The 26,093-nt window shown below is 69.6% G+C and carries 22 protein-coding genes; 13 read left to right on the top strand and 9 right to left on the bottom strand.

What is annotated here, in order from left to right; all coding sequences use genetic code 11:
* Window positions 1-31: 31 nt before the first annotated feature.
* On the bottom strand, window positions 32-655 hold the full coding sequence (locus ACIBTM_RS42670) for a TetR/AcrR family transcriptional regulator (protein ID WP_395882834.1): 624 nt from the start codon (window positions 653-655) through the stop codon (window positions 32-34).
* A gap of 244 nt (window positions 656-899) precedes the next feature.
* On the opposite strand from ACIBTM_RS42670, the gene ACIBTM_RS42665 reads away from it, so the two are divergent.
* The 3 genes from ACIBTM_RS42665 to moeZ all read left to right on the top strand — a co-directional run bounded on the left by ACIBTM_RS42665 (window position 900) and on the right by moeZ (window position 4,307).
* Window positions 900-1,757 carry an alpha/beta fold hydrolase gene (locus tag ACIBTM_RS42665; protein WP_395882833.1) on the top strand — a complete coding sequence of 286 codons (858 nt, stop codon included), beginning with the start codon at window positions 900-902 and terminating at the stop codon, window positions 1,755-1,757.
* 81 nt (window positions 1,758-1,838) lie between these two features.
* Window positions 1,839-3,011, top strand: coding sequence for a DUF3152 domain-containing protein (locus ACIBTM_RS42660; protein WP_395882832.1), 1,173 nt, complete (start codon window positions 1,839-1,841; stop codon window positions 3,009-3,011).
* Between the two features lie 117 nt (window positions 3,012-3,128).
* On the top strand, window positions 3,129-4,307 hold the full coding sequence (gene moeZ, locus ACIBTM_RS42655) for an adenylyltransferase/sulfurtransferase MoeZ (RefSeq protein ID WP_016331501.1): 1,179 nt from the start codon (window positions 3,129-3,131) through the stop codon (window positions 4,305-4,307).
* A gap of 134 nt (window positions 4,308-4,441) precedes the next feature.
* Here moeZ and ACIBTM_RS42650 read toward each other — a convergent pair whose 3' ends face one another.
* A complete protein-coding gene (locus tag ACIBTM_RS42650) occupies window positions 4,442-5,410 on the bottom strand; it encodes a hypothetical protein (protein ID WP_395882831.1) in 969 nt (322 codons plus the stop codon).
* Between the two features lie 105 nt (window positions 5,411-5,515).
* Here ACIBTM_RS42650 and ACIBTM_RS42645 point away from each other — a divergent pair, with 105 nt between their 5' ends.
* On the top strand, window positions 5,516-6,313 hold the full coding sequence (locus ACIBTM_RS42645) for a TIGR02569 family protein (RefSeq protein ID WP_395882830.1): 798 nt from the start codon (window positions 5,516-5,518) through the stop codon (window positions 6,311-6,313).
* 1 nt (window position 6,314) lies between these two features.
* Here ACIBTM_RS42645 and ACIBTM_RS42640 read toward each other — a convergent pair whose 3' ends face one another.
* Genes ACIBTM_RS42640 through ACIBTM_RS42630 form a run of 3 tightly spaced genes read right to left on the bottom strand, consistent with a single transcriptional unit; the run spans window position 6,315 to window position 9,775 of the window.
* Complete coding sequence (locus ACIBTM_RS42640; protein WP_395882829.1) at window positions 6,315-8,558, bottom strand: FtsX-like permease family protein; 2,244 nt, start codon at window positions 8,556-8,558, stop codon at window positions 6,315-6,317.
* Window positions 8,555-9,235 (bottom strand): ABC transporter ATP-binding protein, encoded by a 681-nt coding sequence (locus tag ACIBTM_RS42635; protein ID WP_395882828.1) that lies wholly within the window; start codon window positions 9,233-9,235, stop codon window positions 8,555-8,557. Before ACIBTM_RS42635 ends, ACIBTM_RS42640 begins: the two co-directional genes overlap by 4 nt.
* Before the next feature lie 15 nt (window positions 9,236-9,250).
* A complete protein-coding gene (locus ACIBTM_RS42630; RefSeq protein WP_395882827.1) occupies window positions 9,251-9,775 on the bottom strand; it encodes a PadR family transcriptional regulator in 525 nt (174 codons plus the stop codon).
* Window positions 9,776-9,969: 194 nt separating this feature from the next.
* Between ACIBTM_RS42630 and ACIBTM_RS42625 the strand changes: the two genes are divergently transcribed.
* The 6 genes from ACIBTM_RS42625 to ACIBTM_RS42600 are packed head-to-tail and all read left to right on the top strand — an operon-like array spanning window position 9,970 to window position 18,799.
* Window positions 9,970-12,039 (top strand): molybdopterin oxidoreductase family protein, encoded by a 2,070-nt coding sequence (locus tag ACIBTM_RS42625; RefSeq protein ID WP_395882826.1) that lies wholly within the window; start codon window positions 9,970-9,972, stop codon window positions 12,037-12,039.
* Window positions 12,036-13,463: an FAD-dependent oxidoreductase gene (locus ACIBTM_RS42620; RefSeq protein WP_395882825.1), complete on the top strand. Its 1,428-nt coding sequence runs from the start codon at window positions 12,036-12,038 to the stop codon at window positions 13,461-13,463. The genes ACIBTM_RS42625 and ACIBTM_RS42620 overlap by 4 nt, the downstream gene beginning before the upstream one ends.
* 29 nt (window positions 13,464-13,492) lie before the next feature.
* Window positions 13,493-14,851 carry a nitrate/nitrite transporter gene (locus tag ACIBTM_RS42615; RefSeq protein WP_395882824.1) on the top strand — a complete coding sequence of 453 codons (1,359 nt, stop codon included), beginning with the start codon at window positions 13,493-13,495 and terminating at the stop codon, window positions 14,849-14,851.
* Window positions 14,851-17,355, top strand: coding sequence for a nitrite reductase large subunit NirB (nirB, locus tag ACIBTM_RS42610; RefSeq protein ID WP_395882823.1), 2,505 nt, complete (start codon window positions 14,851-14,853; stop codon window positions 17,353-17,355). The genes ACIBTM_RS42615 and nirB overlap by 1 nt, the downstream gene beginning before the upstream one ends.
* Window positions 17,352-17,699 carry a nitrite reductase small subunit NirD gene (nirD, locus tag ACIBTM_RS42605; protein WP_395882822.1) on the top strand — a complete coding sequence of 116 codons (348 nt, stop codon included), beginning with the start codon at window positions 17,352-17,354 and terminating at the stop codon, window positions 17,697-17,699. The genes nirB and nirD overlap by 4 nt, the downstream gene beginning before the upstream one ends.
* Window positions 17,696-18,799, top strand: coding sequence for a uroporphyrinogen-III synthase (locus ACIBTM_RS42600; RefSeq protein ID WP_395882821.1), 1,104 nt, complete (start codon window positions 17,696-17,698; stop codon window positions 18,797-18,799). Before nirD ends, ACIBTM_RS42600 begins: the two co-directional genes overlap by 4 nt.
* Before the next feature lie 59 nt (window positions 18,800-18,858).
* Here the strand turns inward: ACIBTM_RS42600 and ACIBTM_RS42595 are convergent, their stop codons facing one another.
* The 3 genes from ACIBTM_RS42595 to ACIBTM_RS42585 all read right to left on the bottom strand — a co-directional run bounded on the left by ACIBTM_RS42595 (window position 18,859) and on the right by ACIBTM_RS42585 (window position 21,657).
* Window positions 18,859-20,040 (bottom strand): Kelch repeat-containing protein, encoded by a 1,182-nt coding sequence (locus ACIBTM_RS42595; RefSeq protein WP_395882820.1) that lies wholly within the window; start codon window positions 20,038-20,040, stop codon window positions 18,859-18,861.
* A gap of 93 nt (window positions 20,041-20,133) precedes the next feature.
* Window positions 20,134-21,252, bottom strand: coding sequence for a DNA glycosylase AlkZ-like family protein (locus ACIBTM_RS42590; protein WP_395882819.1), 1,119 nt, complete (start codon window positions 21,250-21,252; stop codon window positions 20,134-20,136).
* Window positions 21,253-21,261: 9 nt separating this feature from the next.
* Window positions 21,262-21,657, bottom strand: a complete 396-nt coding sequence (locus ACIBTM_RS42585; protein WP_395882818.1) for a DUF3224 domain-containing protein — start codon at window positions 21,655-21,657, stop codon at window positions 21,262-21,264.
* Between the two features lie 60 nt (window positions 21,658-21,717).
* Between ACIBTM_RS42585 and ACIBTM_RS42580 the strand changes: the two genes are divergently transcribed.
* Genes ACIBTM_RS42580 through ACIBTM_RS42570 form a run of 3 tightly spaced genes read left to right on the top strand, consistent with a single transcriptional unit; the run spans window position 21,718 to window position 24,832 of the window.
* Entirely contained in the window at window positions 21,718-22,686 is a 969-nt protein-coding gene (locus ACIBTM_RS42580) for a helix-turn-helix transcriptional regulator (protein WP_395882817.1), read from the top strand.
* The gene (locus ACIBTM_RS42575; protein ID WP_395882816.1) at window positions 22,679-23,488 is read left to right on the top strand and encodes a uroporphyrinogen-III synthase; all 810 of its coding nucleotides are present in this window, start codon (window positions 22,679-22,681) and stop codon (window positions 23,486-23,488) included. Before ACIBTM_RS42580 ends, ACIBTM_RS42575 begins: the two co-directional genes overlap by 8 nt.
* A 54-nt stretch (window positions 23,489-23,542) precedes the next feature.
* Complete coding sequence (locus ACIBTM_RS42570; protein WP_395882815.1) at window positions 23,543-24,832, top strand: sensor histidine kinase; 1,290 nt, start codon at window positions 23,543-23,545, stop codon at window positions 24,830-24,832.
* A gap of 422 nt (window positions 24,833-25,254) precedes the next feature.
* Here ACIBTM_RS42570 and ACIBTM_RS42565 read toward each other — a convergent pair whose 3' ends face one another.
* On the bottom strand, window positions 25,255-26,082 hold the full coding sequence (locus tag ACIBTM_RS42565) for a siderophore-interacting protein (protein WP_395882814.1): 828 nt from the start codon (window positions 26,080-26,082) through the stop codon (window positions 25,255-25,257).
* Between the last annotated feature and the right edge of the window lie 11 nt (window positions 26,083-26,093).

Below are 26,093 nucleotides of genomic sequence, written 5' to 3'. Positions count from 1 at the left end.
CAAGGACCGCATTCAGAGGACGAAACGCGGGTCAGTGCTGGAGCGGGAAGCCACCGCCGATGCCTCGCCAGGCGAGGTTGGCGGTGAGCGCGACGGCCTCTTCGCGGCTCATCGACTTGTGGTGCGCCAGCCAGAACCGCGCGCTGACCTGCGAGAGGCCCACAAGGCCGACGGCGAGCAGCCGGGCCTTGTCCTCGTCGAGGCCCGCGTCGGCGGTGATGGTCTCGGTGATCGCGTCGACGCTGGCCGACGTCGCCCGGTCCACCGCCTCCTGGACGGCGGGCTCGCCGCGCAGGTCGGACTCGAAGACCATGCGGAAGGCGCCGGCGTCGTTGTTGACGAAGTCGAAGAACGCGCCGACGGTCGCCGGCACGCGCTGCTTGTTGTCCGACGTGGAGCCGAGCGCGTCCTTGACCCGCCGCACCAGCTCGTCGACGTGGCTCTCCAGCAGCGCGATGTAGAGGTCGAGCTTGCCGGGGAAGTGCTGATAGAGGACCGGCTTGCTGACTCCGGCCTCTTCGGCGATCTCGTCCATCGCGGCGGCGTGGTATCCGTTCGCGGCGAACACCCGCTGCGCGGCGGCCAGCAGCTGGGCGCGGCGTTCCGTTCTGGGCAGGCGGACACCTCGCGCCTGCAGTCGCGCCATTTCTGTCATCGTTCCTCCAGTAGCCGCGGGCTCCGCGGGGCGGGGTCACCGCCGCGTGAAGTGAGCTCGAGATTACTCGCCGGTACGGCCGGACCGCCAAGGGGCGGGCATCCTTGATGCTGTGTCTTCTTCAGTTTCCCGTGCCGCCGGGGGCCGCCCTCCGCTGACCCATGTGCCGTTGTCACGCAGGTCATTGCCGTCGCTGGACCCGGCGCCGCCCCCTTGGCCCGGGGAAACAATAGGTGTCGGCGGGGTGAAATTGCACATCCGCCGGACAGCGGGTGGTCCCGAGACGGCCGTCTACGTCCACGGCCTCGGTGGTTCGTCCACGAACTGGACCGACCTCGCCGCCCTCCTGGCACCCCAGGCCGGGGGCACGTCGGTCGATTTGCCGGGATTCGGCTACTCGGAGCCGCCCGACGGCTTCGACTTCAGCCTCGACGCGCACGCCGAGGTCGTGGCGAGCGACATCGAGAGCCTCGAAGCGGGGCCGGTGCACCTGTTCGGCAACTCGATGGGCGGCGCCGTCGCGCTGCTCGTCGCGGCCCGCCGCCCGGAACTGGTGAAGACGCTGACGCTGATCTCGCCCGCGATGCCGGATCTCCGCCCCAGCATGAAGCGGCTGTCCGACCCGCGGATGGCGTTCGCGTACCTGCCGCTGATCGGCCCGGGTGTACGCCGACGGCTCGCCGCGCTCGGCCCGCGCGAACGCGCCATGCAGGTCATCAAGCTGTGCTTCGCCGACCCGAGCCGGTTCGCGCAAAGCAGGCTGGACGAGCTCGAAGAGGAGCACAGCGCCCGCGCCGGGTTCGCCTGGGCCGCTCCCGCGCTGGCCCGCAGCACGTTCGGCATCTTCCGGACGTGGTCCGCGCGCGGCCCCGCGTCGCTGTGGGCGGTCGCGCCGACCGTCGACGCGCCGACGCTCGTCGTATGGGGGCAGCACGACCGGGTGATCTCCGTCCGGCGCGCCGAACGCACCGCTCGGCTGCTTCCGCACGCCAGGTTGCTCGTGCTGCCCCGAACCGGCCACGTGGCGCAGATGGAACGCCCGAATGTCGTAGCGAAGGCCGTTTTGGGGATGTGGGAATCGGTCGAATCGGGCACCTGGTAGCCCATTCGGGTGGGTAGGACACGCCGCGCGAAGCGCCGGTCGCTCACAACATCACAGTTCGGTTATGGCACCCTGGTGCGCGTGGATCGGGTAAAGCAAGGCGCGCAGGGCGAAGGTCGGCGGTCTCAGTACTCCGCATCCGCCCGTCGTCCGCCGCGCGCCCAGCCCCGGCCCTCCGACGCGCCGCGCACGGGCCAGTACCGGCCGACGCCGCCGCCGTCGCAGCGGCTCGACGAGGACCGCTACCGGCCCGGCGGCCGCCGGACCAGCGCCCAGCCGCTCAGCGCGTCCTGGAAGCCGCACGAGACCGGCGCGGCCAAGGCCAAGACCGCCAAGCGCAAGGGCAAAGGCGGCATCGGTCAGTTCGCCAAGACCTACGGCTGGCGGGTGTACGCGCTGCCGATCCTCGTGGTGATCACCGCGCTGGTCGTGTTCAACACCGCCACCGGCCCGGCCGAGCCGATCGCTTCCGACGGGACGACTTCCCCCGCGGCCGATGGTTCCGCGGGCAACGGCGGCGAGCCGGGCGCGGGTGTGGACGGGGGCGGCGACGTCCTCCCGGAGAACCCGGCCAAACCGGTCGACCTCAAGATCCCGACCGCCGATCTGCCCAAGGGCGGCCCGTTCACCGAGTCCGGCAAGGGCACCTATCACGTGGTGCCCGGCAAGGGTGAAAAGGTCGGGACGGGCCAGCTGTACACGTACACCATCGAGGTCGAGGACGGTATCGACGCGACCAGCTACCTCGGTGACGACAGCTTCGCCGCGATGGTGGAGGGCACCCTGTCCAATCCCAAGAGCTGGACGTGGGACGGCAAGAAAGCGCTCCAGCGCGTCGACGCGACCTTCCCGAATCCGAGCTTCCGGGTGAGTCTCACCACACCGAACACGACGCATCGCGCGGACGTCTGCATGTTCCAGATCACCTACGAGACGTCGTGCTACCGCTCGAGCTTCGACAAGCGCGTGGTGATCAACCTCGCCCGCTGGGTGCGCGGGGCGATGGCCTTCGAGAGCGACATGACCGGCTATCGCCAGTACGCCATCAATCACGAGGTCGGGCACGCTCTGGGCGGAAAGCACGTGGGCTGCCCGGTGAACGGCGGGATCGCGCCGGTGATGATGCAGCAGACGTTCGGCGTCTCCAACGACTTCGTGGCGCAGCTGAACAATCTCCCCGGCGGCGACCGCGGCAAGGTGCCCGCGGACGGCAAGGTCTGCAAGCCGGGCTCCTGGCCGAATCAGACACCTTAGTCCAGGCCGTCTCACCTGCTGAAACTTCCCAGGATATGAAACGGGGGAAGTCGTTTCCGCCTGTCGGTGTTGTAGATACTGGGATGCGACCGCGATCCACGCGAGATGGAGGACCCGATGTCAGGCACGCTGCCGCCGCTCGTCGAGCCGGCCGCCGAGCTCACCAAGGAAGAGGTGGCCCGGTACAGCCGTCACCTGATCATCCCGGACGTCGGGGTGACCGGGCAGAAGCGGCTGAAGAACGCCAAGGTGCTGGTCATCGGTGCCGGCGGCCTCGGCAGCCCGGCGCTGCTGTACCTGGCCGCGGCCGGGGTCGGCACGCTCGGCATCGTCGACTTCGACGAGGTCGACGAATCGAACCTGCACCGCCAGGTCATCCACGGCCAGTCCGACATCGGCAAGCTCAAGGCCGCGTCGGCGCAGGAGACGATCGCCGAGATCAATCCGTTCGTGAAGGTGCATCTGCACACCGACCGGCTCGAATCGTCGAACGCGCTGGAGCTGTTCGAGCAGTACGACCTGATCCTCGACGGCACCGACAACTTCGCGACGCGGTACCTGGTCAACGACGCCGCCGTGCTCACCGGCAAGCCCTACGTGTGGGGCTCGATCTACCGGTTCGAGGGACAGGCGAGCGTGTTCTGGGAGGACGCGCCGAACGGCAAGGGCCTCAACTACCGCGACCTCTACCCCGAGCCGCCGCCGCCCGGCATGGTCCCGTCGTGCGCCGAGGGCGGCGTGCTGGGCGTGCTGTGCGCGTCGATCGGCTCGATCATGGTCAACGAGGCGATCAAGCTGATCACGGGTATCGGTGAGCCGCTGCTGGGCAGGCTCGTGAGCTACGACGCGCTCGAGATGAAGTACCGCGAGGTCAAGATCCGCAAGGATCCGGAGACCCCGAAGATCACCGAGCTCATCGACTACGAAGCGTTCTGTGGCGTCGTGTCCGACGAAGCCGCTTCGGCCGCTTCGGGGAGCACGATCACTCCGGCGGAGCTCAAGGCCAAGTTCGACAACGGCGACAACTTCGCCCTCATCGACGTCCGCGAGCCGCACGAGTACGAGATCGTGAACATCAAGGGCGCGACGCTCATCCCGAAGGACAAGATCCTCTCGGGCGAGGCGCTGTCGGAACTGCCGCAGGACAAGCCGATCGTGCTGCACTGCAAGTCGGGCGCGCGTTCGGCGGAGGCGCTCGCGGCGCTGCACAAGGCCGGGTTCAAGGACGCGACCCACCTCGGTGGCGGCGTGCTGGCCTGGGCGCGGCAGATCGACCAGAGCCTGCCGACCTACTGAGGTTTCGCGCGTCCGGTGGCCGATGCAATGAAAGGGTCTTTCCTTGCAAATTTTGCAAGGAAAGACCCTTTCATTGCACGCGCGGACTCTTGGGTGCCCAAGGTTGGTAGCAAAGGTCCCTTGCTCTCCGGGCGTCAGTAGCCGAGTGAGCGGCCGGTGAAGATCGCCCGCACGAAGGTCGCGAACTCCGCCAAGACGTCGGTCCGGTTCCCGCCGCGCGACTTCGGCACGGCGGCGATGATCTCGGCGTCGGTCAGCGGATGGGTTTTGGCGGCCAGTTCCCGCAGTTCCTCGGGTTTCCAGTTGTGGTTGCCCGCGAGGTGCACCGACAGGGCGCCGCGCCGCTGGACGAACTCGATCCGGTCCGCGTTCCGCCGCACGAACTCGCCTTCGCCGACTTGGGTGCACGTCGCGTTTTCGAGGCGCCAAGCGGTCTTCACAGCTGTCTCGCAGCTCTCGACGACGTCGGTCGCGAAGGTCCAGACGGGCGAGACCCACAGTTGAGGCGCGTACTCGACGATCAGCGACCCGGAGTCTTCGGTCGTCTTGGTCGGGAGCCGATGAGTGCCGAGGTCCGCCGCGAGGGTGCGGTCGTGCGGGACGCCGGTCGAAGCGAGGCGCCGTTCGGGGGTGTCCAGAGGCAGCGACGCGGGAACGGCGATCCCGCCCGCGACCAGCGCGATCAGGAGGACTCCCGCGCCCACGCGGACGCCCGGCCCTCGCGCGAACAGGCCCGCGACGAGCAGCACCGGCACGCCGAGAAACGGCACCGCGAACCAGGGATCGAACGCCTTCGCCACCTCCAGCACGAAGATCGCGCCGAAGACGCCTGAAGTCCCGGCGACGAAAGCCCACGCCAGCCGGGGCCAAGGCTTCGCGACGGACGGAAAGGCCTCTGGCGCCGCGAAACCGACGAGGTAGACCATCCCGATCGACACGAGCGGAACCGGCAGCGCGATCCACGGGAGGTGCAGGAACGCGGCGAGCGGGAGCAACAGGCCCACGGTGAGCGCGCCCAGCGTTCCGAGCAGCCACAGTGAGCCGAGCGCGAGGGCGGCTAGTTGCCCGTCAGTGAGGCGGCGCTGCGCCGTTCGGGGGATCACGGTCGAAGAATGGCAGGTCAGAAGCGACCGTGTCATGAGTATCGCTACTCAAGACCAGCGCGTCTTCTCGTTCGTGGCGCGGAAGACGGGGTAACGTGCCGAGCCGTGCGTGCCACCCTTGAGAGCCCTCCGGAACACGTCTGTTCGGCGTTCGGCGGACGTACCGGTGACGCGGAACCGATGCCAGGCACCGATTCCTGGCGCTACAACGATCTCGTGCTCAAACCGGTCGTGGACAAGTCGCGGACCCTGTGGACGGCCCGTGCGCTGGAAGCCGTCGACGAGCCGGGTTTGCGGGTCGCGAAGCCGGTCCGGTCCAGTGACGGCCGTTGGGTGGTCGGCGGCTGGTCGGCGAACCGGTTCGTATCCGGCACGGCCGAGCACCGCTACGACGAGGTCGTGCACGCGGCGGTCAAACTGCACCGCGCGACGGCGGATCTGCCCCGGCCGGATTTCCTGGGACGGCGCACCGATCTCGAAGCGCTGGCCGACAAGCTCGCCTGGGGCGAGGCGGACATGTCCCTCGACGAGAACAAGGGCGGCCGCTGGTTCGAAGTCTTGGCAGGGTCACGAAGACCGGTCAAACTGCCGGACCAGGTCGTCCACGGGGAGCTTCTCGCCGGCGTGCTGTTCGACGGCGACGCGGCCCCCGGCATCGTCGATTTCGTGCCGTACTACCGGCCGGGTGAATGGGGCGCCGCGATCGTCGCGGTCGACGCGCTGGCCTGGGGCGGCGCCACCATCGATCTTCTCGAACGCTGGGCGCATCTGCCCGAATGGCCTCAGCTTCTCCTGCGGGCGGTCCTCTTCCGCTTGGCCGCCAACGCCCTCGACCCGCGGTCGACCCGGGCGGCGCACGATGGACTCCGTGCCGCCGCCCGGGACGTGAGCGCCGTGCTGTAGGTCACTCGGTGCGCAGGTTCTCCGTTTTCGCCGCCGAGCGCACGGACGGCACCGTCGACGCCGTCACCAGCAGCACCATCGCGACCGCCGCCGCGGCGAGCAGCGCGACCGCGGACCAGTCGACGTACAGCCCGTCCCAGAACAGCCGCTTGCCCAGCGCGGCGACGGCGATCCCGGTCGCCGTCGCGACCACGATGCCCAGCAGCAGCGGAATCCCGTTCTGCCACAGCAGAGATCGGACGATCACCCGCACCGGGACACCGGTGGCGGACAGCGCGCCGAGGGCCCGTCGCCGTTCCCGGACCTGTTCCTGGGCGAGCACCAGCAGGCTCACCCCGGCCAGCAGCAGGACGAACAGCGCGCCGCCGAGCAGGATGTTCCGCGCGTCGCCGAACATCCGGGCCTCGGTGGAGGCCCGCTCCCCGTTGAAGGCCGCCACGGTGACCTGTCCGCTGTACGGCGCCACCGAATTCCGCACCAGTTCGACGAAATCCGGATTCCCGGTCGTCCCGCGCAGGCTCACCGTGACCGAGGCCGCGGCCAGGTCGACACCCGCCATCGCGGCGGGCGTCGCGAGCACGTGCGGCCTCAGGGACTCGGCGACGCTCGATGGCTTCACCTCGAACGGTCGCGGTGTGACCGGAACGGTCCAGGGCTGTTCCCGCTTGTCGTTGCCCGTGATCTTCGCCGACTGTCCTATGTGGAGGAACGAGGGGTCGGCGAACACGTCGCCGTCACGGCAACCGGTCGCGGTGGTCGTCACCTCGATCGTGGCGCAGTCGGCGACGCCGACCTGCACGAGCGCGCCGTCCTCGCGATTCGCGTCGACGAACAACGAGCGCAGCGCCTGGAAATCGGCCGCGCCGGGGACCGCGCGGGCCGAGGCGATCGCACGATCGGCCACGGGACCGTCCGCGTAGACGGTGATCCGGCCTCCCGTCCTGTCGTGACGATCGGCCTCCATCGCGGCCTGTCCCGCCAGGAGGCTCTGCAACGCGATCGCCCCGGCGAGGACCACGCAGAGGCCCGCGACCACCCGTGACGGGGTCCCGCTGTCGCTCTGCAGACGGCGGATCGCGAGCTGGAACGACGGCGGCCCGCCCTTGATCCGGGAAACGGCGCGTTCCAGCAGCCACGGCAGCAGCGCGGGAATCCCGAGCATCAGCAGTGCCGCGCCACCGATCAGCGCCCAGCGGCCGAGTTCGCTCGCGACACCGAGATCCGGGGCGATCAACAGGATTCCGATGACGACGGGCAGCAGCCGCCACCACAACCGGCGCTTCGGCGGTGCGGTCTCGCGGACGACGCCGAGCGGTTCGACGATCAGGTGCCGCTGGGACGCCCAAGCCGTCGCCACGGTCAGTGCCGGGACCGCCAGCACGATCAGCACCACCAGCGGCCACGACGGCGTCAGATCGTCCGGGTACACCCCGAATCGGAACACCTGGAAGTCCGCCGCTGCGCCGCGGAAGAGCAGGAACAGCGCGCTACCGGCGACCAGGCCGGCCACGGCGCCCGCGAGGGATTCCGCCGCGGTGATCCGGCGCAGCTGCGCGAGGGACGAACCCGCCAGCCGCACCGCGGCGAGCCGCCGGTCCCGGGCGGCGCCGCCGAGCCGGGAGACCGTTCCGACGAAGATGAACACCGGCGTGAGGAGGACGAAGAGCCCGAGCAGCAGGAGGATCAGGATCCCGTTTTCGATCACGTCGTGATAGCCGGGTTCGGCGCCGAAGCCATAGATCGTGCGTGCGTCCCGCATCGCGTCCGTGCCGACGTAGGCGACCAGATCGTTCGGATTGAGCGTGGTCTCCGCGGCGATGAGCCCGGCCGGTTCACCGGGCAGACGAGGCCGCAACAGGCCGCTGGATTCGGACGCGACGAGCTCGGCCAGCTTCGGTGAAAGGAAGACCTCGCCCGGTGCGGGCAGCCGGTCAACCCCCGGCGGGATCGGCGATTTCGGGCCCGTCGGCCGCAAGTGGACGAGTGCGATCGCCTGACCGCGGAAGTCGGTCGTCGTCGCCGCGTAGTTCAGCGGGTCGACGCCCGGGATCGGTTCGCTGCGCACGGAAGCGGCGAACGTCCGCTGGTCGCGGTTCTCCTTGATGGTGCCCGCGGAGGCGCCGAGCAGCAGGATCGCCACCGCGAGCCCGATACCGGCGGTGCTCAGGACGAGCCTGACGATCGAGCCCCGGCCGCCCCCGACGGCCAGCCGGAACCCGAGCATCAGGTCTTCACGTCCGGTCATCGGGTCACCACCGGTTCACGTGTCCGGCCGTCGCGCACGATGACCTCCCGATCGGAGTAAGCGGCCACCCGTGGTTCGTGGGTGACCAGGACGATGGCGGCGTCGGTCTGTTTCGCCGCCTCGGACAGCAGGCGCATGACCAGTTCCCCGCTGAGCGTGTCCAGCGCGCCGGTCGGTTCGTCGGCGAAGATCACCGACGGTTCGGTGACCAGCGCCCTGGCCATGGCGACCCGCTGGCTCTGCCCGCCCGAAACCTGGCCGGGCGTGCTGTCGTCGACGTCGCCGATCGTCAGCCGGTCGAGCCAGCCGCGCGCGATCCGCTCGGCGGGGCGGCGCTTCATCCCGCCCAGCCGCAGCGGCAGCGCGACGTTCTCCAGGCAGGTCAGCTCCGGCACGAGCTGACCGAACTGGAAGACGAAACCGAACTCGGTGCGCCGCAGGGCACTGCGTTCGGTGTCGGACATGCTCGCGAGGTCACGCCCGCGGAACAGCACCTGGCCGTCATCAGGCCGCACGATTCCGGACAGGCAATGCAGCAGGGTCGATTTCCCGGACCCCGATGGCCCCATGATCGCGACGATCTCGCCGGGTTCGAGCGTCAACCCGGCCCCGGCCAGCGCCTGATTCGGGCCGAAGGCCTTGTGCAGGCCCAGCCCGTGTAACAACGGTGTTTCCACTGTGTGGTCCCCAGATCAGCGCGTCAGCTGGCGCGCGAGGTCGTCGAGGCGGGCGGCGGTGAGCTCCAGCCACCGCAGATCCGCCTCCAGGTGGAACAGCGCGTGGTCGCAGATCAGCTGGTCGGCGAGGTCGCCGTCGGTCTTGCGGGCGGTGAGCTCGCGCATGGCGCGCAGGTGGGAGCTTCGCTGCGCGTCGAGCAGATCCTGGGCGCCGCGGCCGGACAGGAGCGCGAGCACGACCTTGGTGTAGAGCGTGTTCTGCAGGTAGACCGAAGGGCTTTCCGGGCTCTTCAGCCATTCCTCGACGTTGGTGACGCCGGCGTCGGTGATCGCGTACCGCTTCCGGTCCGGACCGCCGCCCGCTTCGACGCCGTTCTCCTCGACGAGGCCGTTCTTCAGGAGCCGGTTCAACGTCGAATAGACCTGGCCGTAGTGCAGTGGGCGGTCTTGGCGGAACTGCTTGTCGTAGAGCTGTTTGAGGTCGTAACCGTGCTTCGGACCGGCTTCGAGCAGGCCGAGCAGGGTGTTCCCGATGGACATGCGGGCGACTATACACAGTGTGTATACGCACGGTCTATACACATGGTGAATAGTTCGCCGAGGGCTGCTCTCCCGACCTCACGGTGTGACGTCCATCGACGGCGGGCAATGTCAAACGCCTGAAACATTCGGGAGTTTTCAGGTAACACGGCCTACCTACCTTCAAGCGCTATCGACGCCTGGAGGAGGTGCCCGTGCCACTCGCCGCCCCCACCGTGACCGCGGTGGACACGCACTGCCCGTACTGCGCCCTGCAGTGCGGGATGAGCCTCGACGGCGCCCGGGTCACCCCGCGCGACTTTCCGGTCAACGCCGGCGGCCTGTGCCAGAAGGGCTGGACGTCGGGGGAGCTGCTCACCTCGCCGTCCCGCTTGACGACACCGCTGATCAGGGTCGACGGCGAACTCCGGCCGGCGACCTGGGCACAGGCACTGGACCTCGTCGCCCGGCGGCTCACCGAGATCCGCGCGGCCAAGGGGGCCGACGCGGTCGCCGTCTTCGGCGGTGGCGGGCTGACCAACGAGAAGGCGTATCTGCTGGGGAAGTTCGCCCGGGTCGCGCTGGGCACCTCGCAGATCGACTACAACGGGCGGTTCTGCATGTCGTCGGCGGCCGCCGCCGGGATCAAGGCGTTCGGCGCCGACCGCGGTATGCCGTTCCCGGTCACGGATCTCGCCGACGCCGACGCGGTACTGCTGATCGGCGCGAACCCGGCCGAGACGATGCCGCCGTTCACTCAGCACCTGCGGGGCGCGGACCTGATCGTCGTCGACCCGCGCCGGACGCCGACCGCCGAACTGGCCGGACTGCACCTGCAGCCCGCGCCGGGTACCGACCTCGCGCTCGCGCAGGGCATCCTGCACGCGGTCGTCGCCGATGGCCTGCTCGATCAGTCCTATATAGACAAACGCACGAACGGTTTCGAAGAACTGTGGCGGTCGGTCGCGGCCTGGTGGCCGGAACGCGTCGAGCAGATCACCGGCGTCTCCGCCGCCGACCAGCGCCGTGTCGCCGCCAAGCTCGCCGCGGCCCGCAACGCCTACGTCCTCACCGCCCGCGGCACCGAGCAGCACGCCAACGGCACCGCGATGGTCAACGCCTGGATCAACCTCTCGCTCGCCCTCGGGCTGCCGGGACGCAAGGGATCCGGCTTCGGCTGCCTGACCGGGCAGGGCAACGGCCAAGGTGGTCGTGAGCACGGCCAGAAGGCCGACCAGCTGCCCGGTTACCGCAAGATCGACGATCCCGCCGCCCGCGAATACGTCGCCGGGGTCTGGGGCGTGCCGCCGGAATCCCTGCCGGGGCCGGGTCGTTCCGCCGTCGAGCTGCTCGAAGCGCTCGGCACCGAAGACGGGCCGAGCGCGCTGATGGTGTTCGGCAGCAACGTCGTCGTTTCCGCGCCCGGCGCCGGGAACATCCAGGACAAAGTGTCCTCTTTGGACTTCCTGGTGGTTTCGGACCTCGTCCTCTCGGAGACCGCCGCGATGGCCGACGTCGTCCTGCCGGTCACCCAGTGGGCCGAGGAGGACGGGACGATGACCAACCTCGAAGGCCGGATCCTCCTGCGGCGCAAGGCGATCGACCCGCCGGCCGGCGCGAAGACCGATCTCCAGGTGCTTTCCGAACTCGCCCGCCGGTTCGGTCAGCCCGACGGGCGGTTCCCGACGGACGCCGAGACCGTCTTCACCGAGCTCCGCCGGGCGTCCAAGGGCGGTGTCGCCGACTACTCGGGCATCACCTACGACCGGCTCCGCGACGGTGAAGCCCTCTACTGGCCCGTCCCGGCGGAATCGCATCCCGGCACGCCGCGGATGTTCCTCGATTCCTTCGCCCACCCGGACGGCCGCGCGCGGTTCGTGCCGGTGGACCACGTCGGCCCGGCCGAACCGCCGGACGCCGAATTCCCCTTGCAGGCCACCACCGGGCGGGTCCTGCAGCACTACCAGTCCGGGGCACAGACCCGGCTGGTCAAGGAACTCAACGACGTCGTGGCGGAGGCCTTCGTGGAAGTTCACCCCGACACCGCTGCCCGCGCGGGACTGGCCGAGGGCGACCTCGCCGTCGTGCGCTCGCGCCGCGGGGAGACCGTCGCACGCGTCCGCTGTGTGGCGTCGCTGCGCCCCGACCTGGTGTTCCTGCCGTTCCATTTCCCCGGTGAGGGCAGGGCGAACCTGCTGACCAACCCGGCGCTCGATCCGACGAGCCGGATGCCCGAGTTCAAGGTGTGCGCGGTCGCGCTCGCCCCGGCCGAGGTCGTCGCGTGAGCCCCCGGTCGGTGGTCATCGCCGGATACGGGATGGCGGGCGCGCGGCTCGCGGACGAGATCCAGCGCCGCGATCCCGAGGGCGAGCGCGTGCGGCTCACCGTGGTCGGCGCGGAGAAACACGCCGCCTACAACCGGGTGCTGCTCTCGTCGGTGGTCGCCGGCACGATGCGGCCGGAGGCCGTCCGGCTGCACGACGACGAATGGCCGTCCCGCACCCGCGCGGACCTGCGCCGGGGTGTCGCCGCGACGTCGATCGACCGTGACGAGCGGCGGATCCACCTCGACGACGGGTCCACTGTGGACTACGACGCGCTCGTGCTCGCCACCGGCGCCAACCCCTGGATGCCGCCGGTCGAAGGGCTCGAACCCGGCCCGGACGTCGTCGCGTTCCGCACCCTCGACGACTGCGCGCGTATCCTCGACGCCGCCAAACTGGGCGCGCCGGTGGCCGTCCTCGGCGGCGGGCTGCTCGGCCTGGAAGCCGCGCGAGGCCTCGCCGGACGCGGGAATCTCGTCACCGTCGTGCATCCGATGCCGCACATCATGGAACGTCAGCTGGACGCGGAATCGGCGCGGGTGCTGACCAGGAAGCTCGAAGAACTCGGCGTCGCCTTCCGGCTCGGTGTCGGGGCCGCCCGCTATGTGAGCGGCGACGGGCTGAAACTCGACGACGGCACGCACGTGCCCGCCGATCTCATCGTCGTCTCGACCGGCGTGCGGCCCGAGACGAAACTGGCCGTGGACGCCGGGTTGACCGTCGAAGGCGGCATCGTCGTCGACGATCTGTTGCGTACCAGCGACGGCCGGATCCACGCGATCGGCGACTGCGCGAAGCATCCTGGCTCGTTCGGCGGTCTCGTACAGCCGGCGTGGGAACAGGCCGCCGTCGTCGCGGATCTGGTCACCGGCACGAAATCCGCGTCGCGGTACCGCGGCACGCAAGCGGTGACGAGGCTGAAGGCACGGGGCATCGACCTCACCGCGCTCGGCGAGACGATGACCGGTGCGGACGACCCGACCGCCGACGTGCTCACCTTCAGCGACCCGGCCGGCTGCCGCTACGGCAAGCTCGTCGTCCGCGAGAACCGGGTGGCCGGCGCGATCCTGCTCGGCCTGCCCGACGCGGCCGCGACGATCACGCAACTCTACGACCGGGGCACCCCGGTACCCGAAGACCGGCTGGCTGTCCTCTTAGGACGCTCATTGCCGCCCGGAGCGCCGTCCGCGGCGAGCCCGGCCGATCTGCCCGCGTCGGCGGTCATCTGCCGCTGCAACGCGGTGACCAAGGGGCGGCTCGTCGAAGCGTGGCGCGGCGGCGCCACCGACGTCCCCGCCCTCGCCGGGGCGACCCGTGCCACGACCGGCTGCGGCGGCTGCAAGGACGCCGTCGGCGGGGTCGCGAAATGGCTGGCCGCCCAGTGAACCCGAACGTATCCACCAAGGAGGACCTCATGCAGGCTCGTGGAAAGCGCTGGATCGAGCACTGGGACCCGGAGAACGAGCAGTTCTGGGAGGAGACCGGGAAGAAGGTCGCCCGGCGGAACCTCTGGTTCTCCATCCTCGCCGAGCACATCGGCTTCTCCGTCTGGACACTGTGGTCGGTCATGGTCCTGTTCATGGGCCCGCAGTACGGATTCTCGGCGGCGGACAAGTTCCTGCTGGTCTCCACGCCGACCCTGGTCGGTGCGCTGATGCGGTTGCCGTACACCTTCGCCGTCGCGAAGTTCGGTGGTCGCAACTGGACGATCATCAGCGCCGGTCTGCTGTTGCTCCCGACCATCCTGGCCGCGATCGTGCTGGAGCCGGGCACTTCGCTCGGCACCTTCCTGCTGGTCGCCGCGCTCGGCGGGGTCGGCGGCGGTAACTTCGCGTCGTCGATGACCAACATCAACACCTTCTACCCCGAGAAGCACAAGGGCTGGGCACTCGGCCTCAACGCCGGTGGCGGCAACCTTGGGGTGGCGGCGATCCAGCTGATCGGGCTGCTGATCATCGGCACGGCCGGTGCGACGGCACCGAGGCTGGTCCTCTACATCTACATTCCGCTGATCGTCGTCGCGGCGGTGTGCGCGTACTTCTACATGGACAACCTCGCCTCGGTGAAGGGTGACACCAAGGCGATGCGCGCGGTCATGAAGGATCCGCACACCTGGGTGATGTCGTTCCTCTACATCGGCACGTTCGGTTCGTTCATCGGCTACAGCTTCGCTTTCGGCCTGGTGCTGCAGAACCAGTTCGGCCGGACGCCGCTCCAGGCGGCCGCGGTGACGTTCCTCGGCCCGCTGCTCGGTTCGTTCTCGCGGCCGGCGGGCGGCTGGCTGGCCGACCGGATCGGCGGTGGGAAGGTCACCTTCGCGACGTTCGTCGGCATGGGCGCGGCGACGGTGGTGCTGATCCTGGCGTCGACGTCGAACTCGCTGGCGCTGTTCACCGTCGCGTTCATCGTGCTGTTCGTGCTCACCGGCATCGGCAACGGCTCGACCTACAAGATGATCCCGGCGATCTTCCGCGCCAAGGCGAAGGTCGCGATCAGCGAGGGTGCCGACGAGGCCCTCGAACTGCTGAAGGCGCGCAAGCTTTCCGGTGCGCTGATCGGGCTGGCCGGGGCGATCGGCGCGCTCGGCGGGCTGTTCATCAACCTGGCCTTCCGGCAGTCCTTCGCGGAAACCAAGAGCGGGGTGCCCGCCTTCATCGCCTTCCTCGTCTTCTACGGGCTGTGCTTCGCCGTCACGTGGGCGGTGTATCTGCGCAAACAGCAGTCGGAGGTGGCGAGCACCCGAGGCCTGGCGCTCGCCGGAGCGGAGGTCTGATGCGGAAACTCGTCGTCGTCGGACACGGCATGGTCGCGCACCGGCTCGTCGAGGCCGTGCGCGCCGAGGACAAGACCGGCCAGTGGCAGGTCGTGGTGCTCGCCGAGGAGGCGCGCCCCGCGTACGACCGGGTCGCTTTGACGTCCTATGTGGACACTTGGGATCCGGCCTCCCTGGCTTTGGAGGGAGCGGATTACGCGGGCGACCCGCTGGTCGAGCTTCGGCTCGGTGACACGGTCGCTTCGGTGGACCGTGACCGCAAGATCGTCGTCACCGAGGCCGGACACGAGCAGCCGTACGACACGCTCGTCCTCGCGACCGGCTCGCGGCCGTTCGTCCCGCCGGTGCCGGGTCACGATCTCCCTGGCTGCTTCGTCTACCGGACGATCGAGGACCTCGACGCCATCCGGGAAGCCGCACAGCGTCCCGGACGCGGCCGTCGTTCGGCGGTCGTCATCGGTGGCGGGCTCCTGGGGCTCGAAGCCGCGAAGGCGTTGCGGGACATGGGTCTTTCGCCGCATGTGGTCGAGATGGCGCCGCGCCTGATGCCGCTGCAGGTCGACGAGGGCGGCGGCGGCCTGCTCCGGCGGCTGATCACCGACCTCGACGTGACCGTCCACACGGGAACGTCGACCGACGCGATCGAAGCGGACGGCGAACGCTACCTCGCGCGGCTCGGCAACGGCACGGAGCTCGACGTCGATCTGATCGTCTTCTCGGCCGGTATCCGGCCGCGCGACGATCTGGCGCGCTCGTCCGGGCTGGAGGTCGGCGCGCGGGGCGGGATCCTGGTCGACGACACCTGCCGGACGTCCGACCCCGCGGTGTACGCGATCGGGGAATGCGCCGCCGTGGACGGCAAGGTGTACGGCATCGTGGCGCCCGGCTACGCGATGGCGGAGATCGTCGCGGCGCGGCTGACCGGTGGCGAGGGCACGTTCCCCGAGCCGGACATGTCGACGAAACTCAAGCTCATGGGCGTCGACGTCGCCAGTTTCGGTGACGCGCACGCGGCGACCGAGGGCGCGCTGGAGGTGGCGTTCAACGACGCCGTCGCCGGGACGTACAAGAAGCTCGTCGTCTCGGACGACTCGAAGACGTTGCTCGGCGGTGTGCTGGTCGGTGACGCGAGCGAGTTCAACACGCTGCGCGCGATGGTCGGCAGGCCGCTGCCCGCCGAACCGGGCGCGATCCTCGCCCCGGCCGGTGGCGGGGCCGCCGTCGGTGTCGACGCGCTGCCGGACGCGGCGCAGATCTGTTCGTGCAACGCGGTTTCCAAGGGTGCGATCACGCACGCGATCACCGAAGAGGGTTGCGATTCGGTCGCCAAGATCAAAGGCTGCACCCGGGCGGGCACGGCATGCGGATCGTGTGTCCCGCTGCTGGGCAAGCTGCTGACGGCGTGCGGTGTCGAGCAGTCGAAGGCGTTGTGCGAACACTTCACGCAGTCGCGCGCGGAGCTGTTCCAGATCCTGCAGGCCACCCGGATCACCACGTTCAGCGAGATGATCGACCGCTACGGCACCGGAACCGGCTGCGCGATCTGCAAACCGGCGATCGCGTCCATCCTGGCCACCCTGGGCAACGGGCATATCCTCGCCGGCGAGCAGGCGACCCTGCAGGACACCAACGACAAGTTCCTCGCGAACCTGCAGCGCAACGGCACCTACTCGGTGGTGCCGCGGATCCCCGGCGGCGAGGTCACGCCGGAGAAGCTCATGGTGATCGCGCAGGTGGCGATGGACTTCGGGCTGTACACCAAGATCACCGGCGGGCAGCGGATCGACCTTTTCGGTGCCACCGTCGACCAGCTCCCGCTCATCTGGCGGCGGCTCGTCGACGCCGGGTTCGAGTCGGGGCACGCGTACGGGAAGTCGTTGCGCACGGTCAAATCCTGTGTCGGCTCGACGTGGTGCCGCTACGGCGTGCAGGACAGCGTCGGGCTCGCGATCGAGCTGGAGCTGCGCTATCGCGGCCTGCGCTCGCCGCACAAGCTGAAGTCGGCCGTTTCGGGCTGTGCACGGGAATGTGCCGAGGCGCGGAGCAAGGACTTCGGCGTCATCGCCACCGACAAGGGCTGGAACCTTTACGTCGGCGGGAACGGTGGCGCGACCCCGCGGCACGCGGATCTGCTGGTGTCCGAAGTGGACACCGAGACGCTGATCCGGACGATCGACCGGTTCCTGATGTTCTACGTCCGCACGGCCGACCGCCTGCAGCGCACCGCGCCGTGGGTCGAGGAAATGGAAGGCGGCCTCGACCACCTGCGCGCGGTGATCGTCGACGACAAGCTCGGCATCTGCGAGGACCTCGACGCCGCGATGGCCAAACACGTCGGCGACTACGCCGACGAATGGCGCGGCGTGCTGGAGGACCCGGAGAAGCTGGCGAAGTTCAGCTCGTTCGTCAACGCGCCGGGCACCCCGGATCCGACGATCTCGTTCCGCACCGAACGCGACCAGAAAGTGCCCGTGCTGCTGGGCATCCCGGAGGTGAAGAAGTGACGACGTCGATCGAGCGCACCTGGACCGCCGTCTGCGCGGCGGGCGCCGTCGCCGAATGGTCCGGTGTCGCCGCCCTGCTCGAAGGCGGGACGCAGGTGGCGATCTTCCGGCTCTCCGGCGACCGATGGTACGCACTGTCCAATGTGGACCCGATCAGCGGCGCGGCGGTGCTTTCGCGTGGCATCGTCGGTGACGCGGGCGGCGTCCCCGTGGTGGCTTCGCCGGTGTACAAGGAACGCTTCGATCTGCGGACCGGCGCCTGCCTCGACGCGGAAGGAGTCTCGGTCGCAGCGTATCGGGTCCGGGTCACCGGGGGCGTGGTGGAGGTGGAATTCTCGCCGTGACAGAAGTCCTTCCCCTGGCGGGATTCGTCATCGGGATCACAGCGGCGCGACGGGCTGACGAGCTCGGCGCGCTGTTCGTGCGCAAGGGGGCGAGCGTGCGCTACGGCCCGGCGATCCGGATCGTGCCGCTCGCCGACGACACCGAGCTGAGGTCGGCCACCATGCGCCTGCTGGAAGACCGGGTCGACGTCGTCGTCGCGACGACCGGGATCGGCTTCCGCGGCTGGGTCGAGGCGGCCGAAGGCTGGGGGCTGGGGGAGGAGCTGCTGGACAGGCTGGGGACGTCGTCGCTGCTCGCCCGCGGCCCGAAGGCCAAGGGCGCGATCCGCGCGGCCGGGCTTTCGGAGGACTACTCGCCCGCCTCGGAGAGCAACGCCGAGGTGCTGAGACATCTGCTCGATTCCGGTGTGGAGGATCAGCGGATCGCGGTGCAGCTGCACGGCGAGCCGCTTCCGTACTTTGTGGACAGTCTGCGCGCCGCGGGCGCCGAAGTGATCGAGGTGCCGGTGTACCGGTGGGTCGGGCCGTCCGATCCCGGGCCGCTGGACCGGCTGCTGGACGGGGTGCTCGACGGTTCGGTGGACGCGTTGCCGTTCACCAGCGCGCCCGCGGCGGCGTCCATGCTGGCGGTGGCGAAGCGGACCGGGCGGCTGCCGGGAGTCGTGCGGGCACTGGAGAAACGGGTCGTGGCGGCCTGTGTCGGGCCGATCACCGCGGCGCCGTTGGCCGCGCTCGGGATCCCGACGGTGCAGCCCGTGCGGTCGCGGATCGGGGCGCTGGCGCGGACGGTGTCCGACGCGCTCGAATCCCGTTCGCCGCGGCTGACCGCGGGCGGGCGGAGTATCGAACTACGGGGTCAGGCGGCGCTGGTCGACGGGCAGTGGTGCGATATCGCGCCCGCGCCGATGGGCATCCTGCGGGCGCTGGCGGAATCGCCGGGGCGGGTGTTCTCGCGGCGGGAACTGGTCTCCGCGCTCCCCGACGGCGGCGAGGAACACGCCGTCGAGACCGCCATCGGGCGCCTGCGGAGTTCTTTGGGCACGCCGAAACTGGTCCAGACGGTGGTGAAACGCGGCTACCGCCTGGCCGTCGACCCCTGACGCCCGCATTTCGTCCTCTGAACGCGATCGCGTTCAGAGGACGAAATGCGGGGGATGGGTCACGGGGTGAAGAGGTCGGTCTTGGTGATGAGGACGTGGTTGCCGTCCGGGCCGGCGTTGGCCAGCACGGCGGCGCCGCCCGCGATGAGGACGCGGCCGTCGGCGAGCTTGACCGCGCCGAACTTCGCCCTCCCGATGGTGAGCCCGAGCAGCGGTCCCCAGTGCCCGGTCGCGGGATCGAAGATCTCGGAGTTCTGGTATCCGGCGTCGTACCCGCCGTATTCGAGGCCGCCGATGGCCAGCACCTTGCCGGAGTCCAGGCGGATCAGGCGGAATTCGTCGCGCGGGATCTGCATCGGCGCCGCGTCGGTCCACTTGCCGGTGGCCGGGTCGTAGCGTTCGGATTCGCCGAGACTGAAGGGCGCGTAGTTCCAGTTCTGCGGCCCGCCGGTGTGGCCGCCGGTGAGCAGCACGGTCCCGTCGGCGAGCGCGACCATCTGCGCGCCGACGCGCGGCAGCCCCTTTTCGGGCGGGGCCGGGGTGCCGATCGGCGTGGTGGGGCTCCAAGTGCCGGTGGCCGGGTCGTAAAGCTCGCAGAAGGTCAAGCCGACCAGGTCGCCGCCGGTTTCGATGAGGCCCGCCGCGACGAGCACCTTGCCGTCCGGCAGCAGCACCGCGGGGAACGCCGCCCTGGCATGGATCATCGGCGCGGTTTCGGTCCATGCTCCCGTCGCCGGGTCGTAGATCTCCGCCGACGCGATCACGACGGAATCGATCGACGGCAGTTCGCTCCCGCCGCCCATCACGAGCACCCGGCCGTCCGCCAGCGAGATCGCGTGATGGTTGCAGCGGCTGGTGTGCATCGAGCCGGTCGGGCTCCAGGTCCCGGTCGCCGGATCGAAGACCTCCGCCGAGGTGAGGATGTTGGGCGAAGTGGACGGATGGCCGTGGAAACCGCCCGCCGCCAGCACCTTGCCGTCCGGCAGGACGGTCAGCGAGTGCAGGCGGCGACTGGTCGCGAGCGATCCGGTGACCGTCCATTGGCCGGTGCCCGGGTCGTAGAGCGCGGCGTCGGCGTACGTCACCGCACCTCGGTTGTTGCCACCGCCCGCGGCGAGGACACGTCCGTCCGGCAGCAGGACCGGACCTTCGTTCATACCGTCCCATTGACGCGCCCATGGCAGGTCACCGGTGGCCGCCCAGCCGCTCGCGGTCGTCCGGGGTCCCGTCTGTGTGCTCATATCTCCGACGGTCGCCGCCGTGATCTTCGGCGGCAAGCGGTTGCGCGATGGCCTACCTCTTGGGCACCAGGAATGGGACCGATCGGACCGCCGTCAGGACCAGGTGACGCGGAAGCCGGGGAATTCCCGGGCGGCGGCGACGCGGGCCGCCTCCTCCTCGGCCGCTTTCCGGACGGCCGGGCGGAAGGCGTCGAACGGGGTGACGGTGAAATCGAGCCGCTTCTTCCCGCTCGCCTTGGCCCGCCACACGCCGGCGATCTCGCCGTCGGCCAGCAGCGCGCCGGGGCTGCCGAGGATTTTCCAGATCTCCTTCTGCCGGGCTTTGTCCGGTACCAGCACGGCGCGGTCGCGCGCCTGGACGAACGGGTCGAGCGGCGGCAGCAGCCGCACCACGTCCGGTTCGGGCGGATTCTCCAGCAGCGCCACCCGGTCTTCCGGCAGGAAGGCCTTCTTACCGTCGACGCGGACCTCGGCCAAGCCGTCCGGCCACATCGCGTCGACGCCGGTGCGGGTCGTCCCGACGTAGGCGGCGGCGTCGCCGGGAGCGGCGGGGCCGCTGATCCGCAGGTAGCCCTCGACCACGCGGGCGGCCGCCTCGGCGTCCGGCGACGTCTTGAGCCTGCCGCGCCTTTCCAGCGGCGCCAGCGTCGCCGGGGTCGCGCCCGCCTCCAGCCGGACCCCGGCGTGGATCGACGCGACCCGCATCAACTGCTCGTAGATGTGCACGACACCGCAGCCGCGGCAGGCGTACGACAAGCCGCCGGGGAGCAGTTTCGTGACCGCGCCGCTCACCGTTCCCTTGGTCTGGGTACTGGTGACGACTTCGCGGATCGCCTTCGCAGCGGTGAACAGCGCGTCCGTCGCGGACATGCCCGCGGCGTCGACCTGCTTGCGCTGCCAGAGGATCCGGGCCATCGCGTCCTTCTCGTCGAGAGGCACGAGTGCGGCCCGGATCGCGTCCAGCTCCGCGCGGCGGTGGAAATGCGGCGCGCCGCGATGCGTCCACGCGAGTACGAAACGTTCGTCGTCCCAGACGCCGGGGGTGATGTCGCCGTCGATCCGGGCGGCGAGGCCCAGCAGGGCGGTGTCACGCACGGAATCCTGCAGCCCGAGGTCGAATACGGCCGCCGCGGCCGGATCCGTCTCCTCACGGTGCAGGCCGTGCGCGGCGATCCGGTACGCCAGCACCTGCTTGCGATCGACGTCGAGCACTTGCCCTCCTCAAAGCGAAAAATCAAACGTGTAGGACATCGTCGGCTCGCCGAGGACACCGGTCGTGGTGCCGCCGCCGGTGATCCCGGCGAGTTCACCCGTTCCGGAGCCCTCGACCACCGTGAACGTCGAGGTGATCCCCTGTGCGTCGAATCCGGTGTCGTGCTTGATCACGAAGCTTCCTCTACGTCCGTCCAGGCTGCCTTCGATCCGTTCGAGGCCGGGAGAGGTCGTGTGGCCGCCGTCGTAGCCCTCACCCGCGTAGTACAGCAGGTAGTCGATGACCGACTCACCTTCGATCAGCCCGCTGTAGGCGAGCGTGGCGTGCGCGTAAGCGACTCGCGGCGCGCCCTCCGTGCCGCTGACGATGGCTTCTTCCCAGTTCTTCATGGCGAACGTGTTCATGGGTTCACCCTGACAGCGATACCTGTCAGGATGTGTCAGGTTTCAGGGGATACTGGATCCATGCGCGCGAGCAGACTCCTGTCGGTCCTCCTCCTGCTGCAGAACCGCGGCCGGATGACGGCCGAGGAGCTGGCGACCGAGCTGGAGGTGTCGGTCCGGACGGTCTACCGCGACGTCGAGGCGCTGTCCGCGGCCGGCGTGCCGGTGTACGCCGATCGCGGGCGTACGGGCGGGTATCAGCTGGTCGACGGCTATCGCACGCGGCTGACCGGGCTGACCGAGGAGGAGGCGCAAGCGCTTTCGCTGGCGGGTCTGCCCGGCGCGGCCACCGAACTCGGGCTCGGCACGGTCCTCGCCGCCGCGCAGCTCAAACTGCACGCGGCCATGCCGTCGGAACTGCGTGCCGGGGCGACCAAGATCGCCGAACGGTTCTACCTGGACGTCCCCGGCTGGCATCGCGGGATCGAAAGCCTGCCGCGACTGGCCGAACTGGCCGACGCGGTCTGGCACGGGCGGCGGATCAGGGTCCGGTACGAACGCTGGGGGCAGCGGAAGGTCGACCGTATCCTCGATCCGCTGGGCCTGATCCTCAAGGCGGGGAACTGGTATCTCGCGGCACGGTGCGACGGGACCGACCGGACATACCGGATCTCCCGCATCGAACGGCTCGAAGACCTCGGCGAGACCTTCGAGCGGCCGTCGGATTTCGACCTCGCACGCTATTGGCACGAATGGTCGGAACAGTTCGAAAAGCGGATGTACTCGCGGACGGCGGTGGTGCGGCTGAACGAGTTCGCCCGCATACTGCTGCCGTTCTACCTCGGGGCCGTCGGAGCGCGGGCGTTGCGGGAAACAGCCGCGGAGCCGGACGAAAACGGCTGGCTGACGATGGAACTCCCCGTGGAACCGGGAGAACCGGCCGTCGGCGAACTACTGCGGTTCGGCGGGAACCTCGAAGTGCTCGAACCGCCGGAGCTGCGCGAGCGGCTGGCGGAGGAGATCAGGAAGATGGGCGCGGTTTATGGCTGACCTGGACGGCATCACGATCGGGATCACCGCGGAGCGGCGGGCCGACGATTTCATCGGCGCGCTGACCCGGCAGGGCGCGACGGTGCTGCACGCGCCCACCATCCGGATCGTCCCGCTGCCCGATGACACCGAACTGCGTGCGGCGACGGACGCCGTGCTGGCCGGGCCGGTCGGGTTCACCGCCGTCACCACCGGCGCCGGATTCCGTGGCTGGCTTTCGGCGGCCGAAGGCTGGGGACTGCACGAACGACTGCTGGACCGGCTGGCGGCGTCACGGATCTTCGCGCGCGGGCCGAAAGCGGTGGGCGCGGTGCGTGGGTTCGGCCTCCGGGAGGAGTTTTCCGCGCCGGAGGAGAGCAACGCCGAACTGTTCGAAGGATTGCGCGACGCCGGGGTTCGCGGCCAACGGGTCGCGGTCCAGCTGCACGGCACCCTGCTGCCCGAACTCACCGCGTCGCTACGGGACGCGGGCGCGGATGTCGTCCAGGCGCAGCCGTATCGCTGGCTTTCGCCCGAGGACGTCGCACCTGTGCACGAACTCGTCGAAAGCGTGATCGCCGGACGGGTGCACGCTTTGGCCTTCACTTCCGCTCCGGCGGCGGCGAACCTGCTCACGCTGGCGGGCCCGCGCCGTGAGGAACTCCTCGCCGCACTGCGAGGTCCGGTGCTGTGCGCATGCGTCGGGCCGGTGACCGCGGCGCCGCTGGAAACCGCCGGGGTACCGACCGTCCAGCCCGAACGTCAGCGGCTCGGCGCGTTGGTCAAACTTCTCGTCGCGGAACTGCGCATTCGGCCGTCTTGACGCGGGAAGTCCGCTTTGCCAGGCTCGTCACATCGGACGCGGGGAGGGCGGCGGATGTCCGAGTCTCAATCGGTCACCTTCGTGCGTGCGATGTTGCGAAAGGGTTCTTCGGTACTGGGCGCGAGCCCGGCCGACGAAGCACCCGACCCGGATTCGGTGCCGGATTGGCGTTATCGCGAGGACTCCGCGGACACGCTGCTGATGCGCGCCATCCGCTACTCCGCGCTCGGCCCGATCTTCTACCGCGTGGCCGCGTTTCCGAAGGTGTACATCGGTTTCCTGGTCTCCAACGGGTCGGCGGGGATCGTGCCGGTGCTGAGCACGACGATCCTCGGGACGCTGCTCAACGTCTTCGCGGTCTGGTGGGTGGTGCGCGGCCGCGGGATCCGGGCGAAGACGTCCGGACGGTTGATGTACGCGGATCTCGCCGTGGGCGTGGTACTCACGACGATCGTGGCCGTCGCGGCGCCCACCGAGATCCAGCCGTTCGCCATCGATGTCGCGTGGACGTGGATGGTCGGGACGGTGGCGTTGTGGACGCTGTCGTTCGGGCTGCCCGCGGCTTGTCTGCTGCTGATCGCGGCCGTGCCGTTCCGGGCCTTCCTGACGTGGGCCGGCGGGCTCCCGCTCGACCATCCGCTCGCGACGAGCCGGTCGGTGGGGTGCATGGTCGCGCTCGTCGTGGCGATGGTGACCACGGCCGGGATCCTGATCCTGCTCGGAGTCGGGACCCGGTTCGCGCTGGGCATCGGGATGCGGCGGGGGCAGCGCGCCGAGCGCCTGCGGACGCAGCGGGTCATGCACGATTCCGTTCTGCAGACGTTGGAAGCGATGGGGCTCGAAGCGCCGGACGACGATTCCGCGGCCCCGGAGCGGCTCGCGGAAATGCGCGCGACGGCGCGGGCGCAGGCCGCCGAACTGCGCCGCGAACTGACCGGCCCCGACGCGCCTTCGGCTCGGGGCCTCGCGGCGGACCTCGCCGAGGTCGCCACCGAAATGGCGCGCGACGGCCTCCGCACCCAGCTCGTCGCCGCCGAGACCGAACAGGACTACCGCCTCTCGCACGCGCGCCGGACCGCCATCCGCGACGCCGTCCGCGAAGCGCTTCGAAACACCGTGAAGCACGCCGGGACGAAACAGGTCGTGCTTCGCGTCGAGGAGAGCGAAGGCGGCGTCGCGGTCATCGCGCGGGACCAGGGGACCGGCTTCAGCATGCTGGACCGGCCGCCGGGGTTCGGGATCAGCCAGTCGATCATGGCGCGGCTGGCGGAGGTCGGCGGGCGGGGGACGATCGATTCGCATCCGGGCCGGGGGACCCGGGTGACGTTGTGGGTGCCGCACTGAGGTCTTTGGTTCTGTTTGGCGCGCGTGAAGGCCCCCTTCCCTCGGCTCAGCCGAGGGAAGGGGGCCTTCACGCGCAGCTGCTGTGGCGTATGGGGCTACTGAGGTGCGAGGTGCGATCGGAGATCCGTGAAGGCCTCCTTCACTACCTTGAGGGTAGGTAAGGAGGCCTTCACGGGCTTCCGAGGGAGCAAGGGACCTTTGCTCTCGCTTGGTTAGCATGGCTACGTAAGTGGTAGCAAAGGTCCCTCGCTCTCTTTTTGCAGGTCAGGGCCCTGCTGGCGCAGGTGCTGATGTCTCGAAGGGACCTTCAGGACGTTCAACGACCCAAAGGTGGCCTTCAGGGCATGCCCCATGTCATGAAAGGGTCGTTCAGGACGCAAAACGTCCTGAACGACCCTTTCATGACACAGCGCGATAAGCGCTCAGTCCTCCTCGGCAGGAGCTTCCCCCGCCTCCGCCTGCCGCATGGCCTCACGCCCAGCCGCCTCTTCGCTGACCCCCTGCCGCCAGTACCCCGTGAAGCAGATCGCCCGCTTGTCGACCCCGCGCTCCCGCACGAGGTGCCGCCGCGCCAGCTTCACCATGTTCGCCTCGCCGGAAATCCACGCGTAAGGCGTTCCGCCCGGCAGTTCCGCCTTCCGCACGGCCTCCAGCACCGCCGAGCCGACGTCGCCGGAACCCCGCACCACCCAGTGCAACTCCACGGTTCCCTGGGTTTCGAAGACCTGCCGGTCTTCGCGATCACCGATCTCGATATAGACCAGCGCTCGCGTCCCGGCGGGCAGCGCCTCGACGATCGCGCCGATCGCCGGGATCGCGGTCTCGTCGCCGATCAGCAGTTGCCAGTTCGTCTCCGAAGGCACGTTGTAGAGCCCGTGCGGGCCCAGGAAAGCGACCCTGTCGCCCTCCGAAGCGCGCAAAGCCCACGCGGAGGCTGGGCCTTCGTCGCCGTGCAGCACGAAGTCGATGTCCACCTCCTGCACGGACGGCCGCAGCGCGCGCACGGTGTACGTGCGCATCGGCGGCCGGACGTCGTCGGGCATCGCGAGGTAGGTCCGGTACCAGGACAGCACTTCGTCACCGCTCAGCGGCGCGGGCAGCACGGGTTCCGCCTGGCCGGGCTGCGGGAAGAACACCTTCAGGTACTGGTCGGGCGCCTGGTCCACCAGCGACGCCCCCGAGAAGGTCACCCTGCTCATATGCGGGCTGAGCCGCCGGACACCGGTCACCTTCGCCTCGATGTAGCTCATTAGGGGAGGCT

The sequence above is a fragment of the Amycolatopsis sp. NPDC049868 genome, assembly GCF_044461365.1.
Taxonomy (GTDB): domain Bacteria; phylum Actinomycetota; class Actinomycetes; order Mycobacteriales; family Pseudonocardiaceae; genus Amycolatopsis.
This window is presented reverse-complemented; position numbering and strand designations above follow the sequence as displayed.